The sequence below is a fragment of the Chromatocurvus halotolerans genome (assembly GCF_004340525.1).
GTDB classification, from domain to species: domain Bacteria; phylum Pseudomonadota; class Gammaproteobacteria; order Pseudomonadales; family Halieaceae; genus Chromatocurvus; species Chromatocurvus halotolerans.
Window position 1 is genome coordinate 184,690 of record NZ_SLWX01000007.1, and the last position, 8,765, is coordinate 193,454.

General features: G+C 57.4%; 4 protein-coding genes, 1 tRNA gene and 1 pseudogene. 4 read left to right on the forward strand and 2 right to left on the reverse strand.

From position 1 onward, the window contains the following. Window positions 1-38: 38 nt before the first annotated feature. Window positions 39-3,266 (reverse strand): AsmA family protein, encoded by a 3,228-nt coding sequence (locus EV688_RS10225; protein ID WP_131917624.1) that lies wholly within the window; start codon window positions 3,264-3,266, stop codon window positions 39-41. 115 nt (window positions 3,267-3,381) lie between these two features. Here EV688_RS10225 and EV688_RS10230 point away from each other — a divergent pair. Then, a tRNA-Leu gene (locus tag EV688_RS10230) sits at window positions 3,382-3,469 on the forward strand. A 146-nt stretch (window positions 3,470-3,615) separates the two neighbouring features. On the opposite strand, the gene EV688_RS10235 is transcribed toward EV688_RS10230, so the two are convergent. Next, window positions 3,616-7,128 (reverse strand): DUF4020 domain-containing protein, encoded by a 3,513-nt coding sequence (locus tag EV688_RS10235; protein ID WP_117317855.1) that lies wholly within the window; start codon window positions 7,126-7,128, stop codon window positions 3,616-3,618. A gap of 235 nt (window positions 7,129-7,363) precedes the next feature. On the opposite strand from EV688_RS10235, the gene EV688_RS10240 reads away from it, so the two are divergent. The 3 genes and pseudogenes from EV688_RS10240 to EV688_RS10250 form a co-directional block, all read left to right on the forward strand. Further along, complete coding sequence (locus EV688_RS10240) at window positions 7,364-8,263, forward strand: MrcB family domain-containing protein (protein WP_117317857.1); 900 nt, start codon at window positions 7,364-7,366, stop codon at window positions 8,261-8,263. After that, window positions 8,212-8,469, forward strand: a complete 258-nt coding sequence (locus EV688_RS17895; RefSeq protein ID WP_117317858.1) for a hypothetical protein — start codon at window positions 8,212-8,214, stop codon at window positions 8,467-8,469. The genes EV688_RS10240 and EV688_RS17895 overlap by 52 nt, the downstream gene beginning before the upstream one ends. Window positions 8,470-8,543: 74 nt before the next feature. Beyond that, window positions 8,544-8,765, forward strand: a pseudogene (locus tag EV688_RS10250) (IS21-like element ISPa36 family transposase); the annotation flags it as partial.

Genomic DNA, 8,765 nt, shown 5'->3' on the forward strand with positions numbered 1-8,765 from the left:
GCCTTGGACAGAGCGTCGCGCAGTCGCTCTTCAACCGCTCAGCCGTCGACGGTACAGGCCTGTACCTTGCCTTCGGCGTCCGGCCCGAGTCCGAAGAGTCGCAGCAGAAGATCGGGCACGAAAAACAGGATCTTGGCCGTGGTGTCCATGGTGGCGGCAATCGGCGATATGCTCACCCGCGGATTGTCCAGCGGCCCGCGTACGGTGATGGAGGAGGGCATCTGCACGCTGCGTTTGCGCGCCCGCGGCTGCACGCGAACGTCGAGCTGCCGGGCGGCGAGATCGATAGTCGCGTTCCCCGATGCGATCATGTTGCGCGTCAGTATGTACAGACGGTCGCTGTTCGCCCGGCCTTCGCGCACATTGAAGTTCACCGCAGCGCATTGAAAGTCGGTGGCGGCGCTCAGCAGTCCACCGCTTAACAGCCAACCCAGCAGATCGGTGGCAAGCAGATCATAGGCCGCTCCCTCAATATGACCGTCGGCCACGGCCGCCGAAAGTCTTCCGGAGAGGGAGCGGAGCATGGCATCGACGGTTTCTCCCTGGGCGGTCAGGCCCGCGAGGACCGACAGCGAGCCCTCGATATCGCCGGCATAGCCGAGATCCGCAGCCACTGCGGTGATTGGCATCGCCTCGGCGGAACCCGCGAGGCTGATGCCCATCTGCTCACTGGCAAGATCGGCGGCGCCGCGAAAGACCACGCTTCCTCCCGCATACCCAATATCAAAATGTTCGAGAATGTAGCGTCTGTCGGCTCCGCTCAGCGTGAAGGTAAATCCCTCCAAGGCGGTGTTGTCACCGACGATCTCCCCGATGTTGGCTTCTACCCGCAGCGGGTATGTGGGCAGGGAGTCCCGCCAGGTCAGTGCGTCTTGAGTCGTCCCGGACGCGCCCTCAGCAGAACCTGACTCCCGCAGTCCCTTTGCCTGCGGTGTACCAATAAGATCGGGCAGATACAGTCTGGGCACGTTGAGATCGACATCCAGCCGGGAAATGTGTTCACCGTCGCGGGTGGCATTGAGCACCACCGAGATGTCGCTGTCGCCCATCAGACTGTGCAGCACCACCACGACCCGCTGGGGCTGGTAATCGAGCACCACGGTGCCACTGCCTGTGGCGAGCGGCTGCCCGATCAGCGCTTCTATCAGTTCGCGATCGTCCAGTCGGTAGGCCATTTCCACCTGCGCTCTTGGCACGCCCTCGGTGACACTCGCACTGCCCTGGAGCGTGGCGCCGGCGGCAGCGTCAGCCTGCAGCGAAAGGTCTATTCTCTCTACCGAAAACGCGTCCATGTCGCCGCTGAGATGAGCAACGCCGGACAACCGCCCGGGGAGGTCCGTCAGGGACCCCTTCGTCGCTTGTGGCTGTAGCGCCGCTGCAAGCTTTGTCAGCGGTATTCCCTGTATCGAGACTTCCAGTTCCAGGCCTGTTGCGTTCAAGGCATTGCCGACACTTCCCCGGGCACGCAGACTGCCGTCAAGCGCCTGCGCGCTGACAGCCACATCGGCAAGCGACAGTGTTGCGCCGTCATAGGATGCCTGTGCATCAAACTGCAGAGATTGCACGAAGGCCGCCTGCGCCGGCAGCTCCAATCCGTCCAGTGGTGCCAGGGATGCCAGGCTGAGCGCGATTCTGGCATCAGCGCTCGATAGCTGCGCTGAATCCTGCGGCTGCAGCGTTATGGCGACGTCGCTGGCATCGATGAGAACGTCAGGCCCCGTTGCGCCGATGCGCGCCTCTTCCAGCCTCAACTCGCTCGATGAACCGCGCATCACGCCCGAAACCTGCGCGGCGCCCAGAACCCCGGGCATCGGGAATTGCGGCGCGATCGCCTTCAGCAGCACAGGGACATCTTCGCTGCTGCCGTTGAACGACAGTTGCACGCCGGCGATATCCGGCGTTGCCGTATCGTTAAGCTGCAGTGATTCGATGCTGCCCCAAACGCGGCCCTCGAAGATGTCCGTATTTCCCAGATCGAGCGTGATTTCGCCCAGCCGGAAACCCTTATCTGCCTGGGAGACGCGCAAGGACAAAGCCCAGGCGCCCGGTTCAAACGGCATTGGGCCCAGCCAGGGCTCCACGGCTGCCAGGCCAGGCGCAGACAGTGAGACTGCAAGGGTTTGCCCGGGAAGAAGCGACTGCTGCTGCAGGGTGAACCTGCCTTCGTGGGGGGCCACCGATAGCTCAAGACCTGCCTGATTGCGGGTGTGGATGGCAAAGTCCTCGAGCACCGGATCGGTCAATGGGCCGTCGAGGCGCAGCTCTGCCGTCGCCCCCCCGATATCCCCGGTATTGATATCCACCAGGCTGAGCAGCTGGTTTATTGATGCCATTCGGCCCTGGGCACTAACGTCAATCTGCGCCGGAGATTCCAGCGACTTGCGCACACTGCCGCTGGCGGTAAACGCGTAGGTCTCACCGTTGTCGAGGGCCAGCTGACGCACATCGAGATCGTATTGATCCAGGTCGCCAACCAGTGTGCCATCCAGCTTCAGCGTGCCCTCAAACGGGTAAGCGCCATCTTCAATGGCGTTAAGGAAGTCCTGAACACGCTCGTACTCCGCATGCAGGTCGAATCGGTAGTTGACTGCGGTTTCTGTCGCCGTGAGCTCGCCATCAAGCTCAATGCGGCTGCTGCCCTGCTGCGGTTTCAGGGCACCGTGAATGGCCAGGCTACTGCTGCTTTCAGTGATGGCACGACGTTCAGCGCTCAGCGCGATGATGAGCGGCGTACCGGTATAGTCGGCACCCGCGCTCGCCACGAAATGGCTGCTGTCCTGCCAGCCTCCGTACAGGTTGCTGAAGGGGAAAACGTTGACGGAGGTATCACGAGAGACAACATGTAGCGTGCCGATACTCAGCTTGCGAGGAAACAGCGAGGTGTACTGCAGCCACTCGGCGGGATTCGGATCGTCGGCGCTGTCGGTGGCGTCGACATACACAAGCACCGCACCTGCTGCTACATCGGCACGGGCGATGCCTTGCTGTAAAAGTTCACTCGGCGCTCCACTGATACTGAGATCATCAACGCCCAGCAGGGGTGCACCCTCGCTGCCTGTGCGGTGAACCTGCAGGGTACCAACCTCCAGCCTGCCCTCGAACCAGTGAATGTGCGGCTCTTCCAAGATAATACGGTAGGGCGTGTAGGCTGGAACAAGGCGCGTGACAGCGGCAAAAAAGACGCGATCGGACAGCAGCAACACGGCGGCGCTTGCGATCGCCACTGAGAGAATCGCTGACACCAGCCACGCCAGCCCTTTCAACACCGGACACTCACCTGCAGAGGCAGAATATGTCGATGCAGCTTACCATGTTGTGGCTGATGTCGGCGTGTCGGCGGGGGAGTGAGCTGTGGTATTCTTCTGTCCGTTCAGCGCTCCTGCCCGGGTGGTGAAATTGGTAGACACAGGAGACTTAAAATCTCCCGCCTATTGCAGGCGTGCCGGTTCAAGTCCGGCTCCGGGCACCAATAAAAACAATGACTTATGTGCTTTTTCTTCCTCGCTCTAATGCGAACCTGGGGTGTAATAGACGTATAGTAGACAGCTTGTCTACATTGCGGTCCCAGCATCATTGATTCTGCATCACCCGAAATAAACTTGCTGACGTTCACCCCTATGGTCTCTCGACGCCCGCAAGCGCAAACGCCTCTTTGAGCCTCTCACGCTGCTCATCCGGAATTGCGGGCAAGCGGGCCTCGATCTCAGCCAGCTCCCTCAATTGGTAGCCGGTAACGCAGCCAGCCAAATAAATGAGTAACTCCGCTGTTTCGTTAGGAAAATCCAGAACGAGTGCGCTACTGCGCAGCTCAAACACTGCATGGCTATGCTCCATTCGGATAGGGTTATGCTGGATTACCAATGCGACTGCTTCAGGAAATGCGCCTCCGAGGCTAGGCACCCACTCGAACATTTTCTTTGCTTCTGCATCCTCTAGCACTGCAAGAACGCCTTGCAACCGGCCTTGCCAATAGCGACGCAGCCAGCTATCCCATAATTGACGCGTTTGAGCCTCCTGCATCTGCCGGAGGAAGCGCCCAACATTAGAAGCAAATTCAATTCGATCCCGCAACGACCCTTTCCGAAAAAGCTCCGGCAAAAGTTGCTGAGTGGGATCGGAGACCTGGATCACCGCAAGATTCGTGTAATACCCAATAAAGTGCCGACGTGACTCTTCTTTATCTAAAGCGTAACGAGAAATTGCTTCCACAAATGCGGGTGTTAGAACTTCAACCAGAGCTGGGTACAGCCGCCCCCAGACGAGAAAACCGTCCCAGGCTTGCGCTAACCTTTGCGCGTCCGAGCTACTGAATAGCGGAATAATGTGGTCGAGCGTCCAAGCTTGGTTAAGGCCAAACAGAAATGCGGTTTGACTGGCAAGGATACTTCTACCCAGCCCGCCGTTTGTTGTGGTGTCCCGAACAATCTGCGTAAAACACCTGCTGTAGCTTTCAGGCATTGAACGATCTTCCTTGGTTTTCCCGTCGACCAACATCGACAGGCCGGTGATAAGAAATTCAACGATGATACCGGCGGGCCGGTTTATGGCGATCGAGAGCCAATTGTCGACCTCCTCCTGCTCAATAGGTTCAAGGCTTCGCCATAATGGCAACGCCATGGCATTTGCTTCCTCCAGCAGATCACCAGCGAACGGTTTTCCGCCATCCCTAACTAAAGCAAAGAGCATAGATGCGAGTTCATCGGCATACGAGGATTGCAGCGCCGGCGTAGCACCGAAAGCTAGCAGGTCGCGCCATCCGTCCATCTCCAAGTCGGACTCTTCTAAGCCCCGTATTAGCGCAGGCCACAGGTCGCTCTTCCAATTTGACCTATCAGTCAGTGCGGCTGCCAATGCAAACCCCCAACTGGCCCGCTGCTTACAAGCCTCTCGAACGCTACTCAACAATCCTTGGCGTGAGGGGCCGCCAAAGCCGTTACCCTTGAAACTAAGCAATTCGTCCAGCTGGTCGGTCGGCTGCCCAGCGAGCAACTGCTCTTGGGACATTGGGCTTTCCATACCTACCCATTCGGCGCCTCCTGTCCAATGTGTAAAATCGAGGTGATCTCGACTCCGCCATTCTGGGTGTTTAGCTTGTAGGGGTGACAGGGCCGCGCTTGCAAAGTGGCAGTCTGGCTTTGCCTCTACCAGCCATGACAGCCATTCGAACTTCCAGCGATCGGTTTGTTCCTCGCTCGCAGGATCTTGAGATTCAGGGAGTATGTAGCTCATCACCTCATCAACGATAGCCTCTCGAGCCTGGTCAGAAGCAATCGAATAGTCATTCGCGATAGCTCGATGAATTTCGTGATGCTCGGGATGGCCTCGCAAATCAGCCTTTTCGATTATCCACTGTAGTCGCTCTTCAGGATTGCGCGTTGAGTCTACAGTGAGTGCGTGCACTGCTAGCCGGCGCAGCATGGGGGCATCCGAAGCCACGAGCCAATCCATCCAGGACTGGAGTCGATTGGGAAAGTTTTTAGATATTGACTCGAGCGCGGAACGCGCGGCGTTGATGAGAACATCGCTGGCCTCTGCGTATTCGTCTTGCTCGTGTGCCTCAATCGCTGAACGTCTAGCGCTTTCTGGGTCCCACTCCCTGGATGCAGCCCCCCAAGCCGAGAGCTCAGAATAAATTTCCTCGGATCTCCGTACAATCGCGGACAATAGCTGCTCCGCAATTTCTGCTTGGTATGGCTCCAGATGCTGCACCCACACCTCATTCAGCGGCCAGTGACCAGATCTAAGTGGGCACTCAACATGCACCGGGGGAGGCCTCTCCTTCATTTGGTCATCCCGCCATATAAATCCAGGCGTAACCCTGAGTTGGTGTTCCGCCATAGCCATAAATGTTTTGAGGGTTAGCTCGTGTAAATTCACGCTCGCGCAGCGCTCTGCCAACCACATCAATGCGTGAGGATCCGCTTGATCTGGCGCGCTTGCGAGAAGAATGGTGATCCAGCGCTTGATCGAGGACACGTCTATAGGCGTGTCATTTTTGACGCTAAGCTCCCGGCAAATTCTCCACCAAAACATCCGGTTTAATCGGAGTCCGTGGGTCATCAAGATATCAAACACGTCGATCGGATGGGCTAGCGCAAAGTGCCTTCCGATCCATTCTACAAATAGGTGGTCATGTTCTCCGAGATCAGCAGCTTGAAAAAGCCTGTCAAAATAGTTGCGTCCGTTTAGCCACTTCAGCCATTCGGGGTCTCGAGCGGCATTTAACAGAAACCTCGTCATATGGGTTTCACGCAACGCTTCCTCTATCTCGCCGATAGCTTCAGGATCTGCCGGCGGCGCGCGACTGCCTAGCTCTGCAAGACGAGACTCCCAATCAAGCGCTCCCCGAGAACTGCGCTCCGCCAGTCGATGCACCGCATCGTAGAGTTCCCGAAATGGCTCTGCCCCGGCGTGCTTCACAAACTTGATAGGGGTGATTCCTAGCAAATCCCACTTGTCCAACTCCTCTGTCAAGGCAAACCGCCCTGCGACCCCCTCAGCTGGCAGGGCACGTGCCAAGTAGTTCATCGCCACATCGTCGTGCCGGTACCCTACAAAAAGCACTGTGTATTGGCGAAACAAATCCACGAGGAAGCGCCGCGCCCACCCCTCTGTCAGGTATGCCCGACCGAAATCGGCATCTGTAAGAACAAGCTCACTCGAGAATGGTAAGGCTCCGTGAATATGCACAATTCCGGAAAAGTCGCTCCCGCGAGGCAAAGCCGGCGCGCTGAAAGCTCGAGGCTCCATACTGAACAACCTAGCTGCCGCCGCTTCGAAGTGCAGATCAAAATTGGTGGTAACTAACTTTATACGGTCGCTAGTTCCGAAAAGCCGCACAAGATCCGTGTGGAGGGGGCTTGGTTCGCTTTCTGGCTGCAAAAGGATCTCAGCAGCGCGAGCATGTACGGCGACCTTTTTGTGATCTAGTTGACCCAAAAACCGGTCTAGCGGCTCGCTTGGTGCTAGACCAGTGCCATTTGCAATACGCTCAGCTAATTCCCAGAAACCAGGTAGGCTTGATGGTGGGGCCCTCGAAACACCCGCCCCTGCGAAGACCACTAATCGATGATAACGCAGTGCGTCGAACACTTTGTCATCGAACTCGACCGCACCAAGGATAGTCATTTTTTGTTTAATCCCGCTCGACCTGAGCTCTCTCGCGCAAAGAGAGTAAAACAGGCCCTAAAGTATCTGCGTATCACCGACTGATTACGAATACCGCTAGTGTAATGAGGTTGCTTTTCAGATCAGAAAAACCTGCTTTTGCTCTTCATTCATGGGCCTTCCGTAAAATAGTGATCGAATTCGAGTTCTAGCATCACTATGATCAAACCGTTACTTGTGGGAAGAGAGTATACCGATGCGAAAAGATATCGCGCGAGTGGCGAATCTGCAACGTGAGTACACCAGCGAAAACACCCCTGCGATGAAGGAACGGGGAGAACTAATCCGCCAAACTTTGCCTGCCCTCTTCAGGGGCGCCTGGCCGGCCCTCACGGCGCAGATGGGCGAGTTCGCAGGTACGCTGGCCGTGCATGGGAAAGATGGCATAGGGCGCAAAACAGAGTCCCCCTGGGTCCGCTTCCATTGCCGGGGGCGCTCGCCGAAAGCGACGGACGGTTATTACGTCGTAATACATTTTTCTCGAGATGGGCATAGCGTATACGTCACGCTGGGATGCAGCTCTTCGACCTGGGACGCGGAAAGCGGAGACCTCAGGACTACATCCGATGACGAGCTCGACGCCCGCATCTTATGGATGCTTCAAGAGCTGGAAGAAGCCGGGGCAGATGTTTCCGGCTTTCCCGATCGAATAGAGCTAGGCGCGTCCGCCGCACTGCCGAAGTCTTTTGAGCGCGCAACGGCCCTGGCTCGCGCTTTCGATCCCGAAAACTTAGATGAGCAGTCTTTTCTCGACTCCATATCGGAGGCGCTGGGGCTGCTCGCGATAATCTACGCATCCGTTGATCGGGGCCGCAACTTAAAAGCCCGAGAGATTGATTTAAGCGCTATAGAGGCGATTGCGAACCCAACTCGCCGAACTGCCGCGAGTCGCCAGGGTTTCGCCCTTACCGGCGACGAGAGGCGTGCTGTCGAGCTTTGTGCGATGGCGGTTGCCCGGCGTCAGCTAGAACTTGAAGGGTATGTCGTGGAAGACACGTTGCGAGCAAGCCATATGACTTCCTTGCGGAGCGCAACGGCGACGCGATCAAAGTCGAGGTTAAGGGGACGACCAGTGCCATCCTGGACGCAGTATTGATGACCGCCAACGAAGTCGCTTTGCATACGGCAGAGCACGGAAAGACCGCGCTTGCTCTCGTGAGCAACATAGAGCTCGATCAATCGGCCTCACCGCCGACCGCGTCGGGGGGCAAACTCGAGCTCTTCAATCCATGGAGGGGTTCTACCCCACTTTTTTGGACACTTGTTGAATGCCGCCCAAAATTGACCCACCCAAGGGGGTAATTTCCGTCCAAAACTGACCCACTGAATCCGCTACGCTGCTCATTTTTTGAGCGGGGTGCGAAGGAGTGATAACAGTGGGCATGTTAGCCAAAGTCCGGCGGATGTATTTCCGCGACAAGGTCCCCTTGCGAGAGATCGCACGGCAGACCGGTTTATCCCGTAACACCCTCAGACACTGGCTGCGGCAGAGCGAGATGCGCGAGCCCGCGTATCCGCGCCGCACCGCTGCCAGCGTCCTGGATCCCTACAAAGAACAACTGGTCACCTGGCTGCGCACCGACAGCCACCGTCTCAAG

What these genes read in the sequence shown, in the direction of transcription:
- EV688_RS10235 (WP_117317855.1), bottom strand. Translation starts at nt 7,128, where the DNA reads ATGACTATCCTTGGTGCGGTCGAGTTCGATGACAAAGTGTTCGACGCA.
- EV688_RS10240 (WP_117317857.1), top strand. Translation starts at nt 7,364, where the DNA reads ATGCGAAAAGATATCGCGCGAGTGGCGAATCTGCAACGTGAGTACACC.